Source organism: Pyxidicoccus trucidator, assembly GCF_010894435.1.
Classification (GTDB): Bacteria; Myxococcota; Myxococcia; order Myxococcales; family Myxococcaceae; genus Myxococcus; species Myxococcus trucidator.
Map to the genome: position 1 here is coordinate 1 of NZ_JAAIXZ010000057.1, position 1,714 is coordinate 1,714.

Consider the following 1,714-nt stretch of genomic DNA (forward strand, 5'->3'; position numbering starts at 1 on the left):
CCCCCTGTGTCAGGGAAGATGTCGCCTCGGCTAACTCGCTGAGGTGACACCGCCCAGGGGGCGAGGACAGGCAGACACGCCGTGCCGTACTCGGAAGTTTTCAAGCAGCAGATGGTGAAGAAGATGCTGGGCCCACCCGCGGTGAGTGCGACGGAGTTGGCGAAGAAGGTGGGCGTGCCTCAGCCCACGCTGTCGAAGTGGCTGGTGCGCTCGCGTAACGTGGCGGCCGCCATGAGCACCCCGCCTGACCCGAAGCCTACCCCTGCCGCCCCCCAGAGCCCCCGTCGCTGGACGCCCGAGGAGAAGCTCAAGGTGGTGGTCGCCTCCCAGGGTCTTGCCGGTGAGGCACTCGGGGAGCTGCTGCGGCGTGAGGGCGTGCACGAGGCGCAGTTGGCCGAGTGGCGCGCTGCCGCCGCGGGTGCGCTCGCCTCAAGCAGCACGACGGACGGCGTGCCGCCCCAGACGCGCAAGAGGCTGGTGGCTGCCGAGAAGCGGGTGAAGGAGCTGGAGCGGGAGCTGCGGCGCAAGGAGAAGGCGCTCGCCGAGACGGCGGCCATGCTGGTGCTCGAAAAAAAACTTCAGACGCTGGGCTGGGACGCGCCGGAGGAGGAGGACGAGGAGTCCGCACCGAGCGGGAGGAGCGAGAAGTGATGCGCGCCCTCGTCGACGAAGCGGTGGCCGCGGGCGCCCGCCAGGAGGTGGTGTGTGAGCGGCTGGGTGTCACCGAGCGCACCCTGCAGCGCTGGCGCCGACCGGAGACGGTGGAGGACAGGCGCTGCGGCCCGCACACGGAGCCAGCCAACAAGCTGTCGCAGGCGGAGCGCGAGCACATCCGCTCGCTCGTCACCTGCGAGGAGTTCCGCGACCTGTCACCCAAGCAGATTGTCCCAGCGCTCGCTGACCGCGGACAGTACGTGGCCAGCGAGGCGAGCTTCTACCGCGTCATGAGGGCTGCGCAGTTGCTGGCCCACCGAGGCCTTGCACGCGCGCCCACCTCGCGCCCGAAGGCCGAACACGTAGCATGCACGCCCAATCGCGTGTGGACGTGGGACATTACGTACCTGCGCGGCCCGGTGAAGGGCGCCTTCCTCTACCTGTACCTGGTGGTGGACGTGTACAGCCGCCGGGTGATGGGGTGGTCCGTGCATGAGGAGGAATCCGCCTCCCACGCGGCCAACCTCATCCGGCGCGCGTGGGAAGAGGCCGGCCAGCCCGAGGGCCTCGTCCTGCACTCGGACAATGGAGGCCCCATGAAGGGCGCCACCATGCTCGCCACCCTGCAGTGGCTGGGGGTTGCGCCCTCCTTCAGCCGCCCGCGCGTCTCGGACGACAACGCCTTCTCCGAGGCCCTCTTCCGCACACTGAAGTACCGGCCCCACTTTCCGAGCCGCCCCTTCCACGGCGTGGCCGACGCCACCGCCTGGGTGGAGCGCTTCGTCGCCTGGTACAACACCCAGCACCGCCACAGCGCCATCCGCTTCGTCACCCCTGACGAGCGCCACTTCGGCCGCGAGAGTCAGGTGCTGGCACAGCGCCACGCGGTGTACCAGCGCGCGCAGCTCAGGCACCCAGAGCGCTGGAGCCGCTCCACGCGCAACTGGACGCCCGCGGGGCCCGTGCGCCTCAACCCCTCCGCGAACACCACGCCCATTCAGCACGCACGGACGAAGACGCGCTGACCCGACTCACCCGACATCTTCCTTGACGCTCACCG

Annotated in this window: 1 protein-coding gene; it reads left to right on the forward strand. The window is 69.7% G+C overall.

From position 1 onward, the window contains the following. Positions 1 to 81: 81 nt before the first annotated feature. A protein-coding gene (locus G4D85_RS48350) for an IS3 family transposase (protein ID WP_164021898.1) occupies positions 82 to 1,679 on the forward strand; the annotation gives its coding sequence in 2 pieces (ribosomal slippage) (positions 82 to 576 and positions 579 to 1,679; 1,596 coding nt in all). Positions 1,680 to 1,714: the final 35 nt, after the last annotated feature.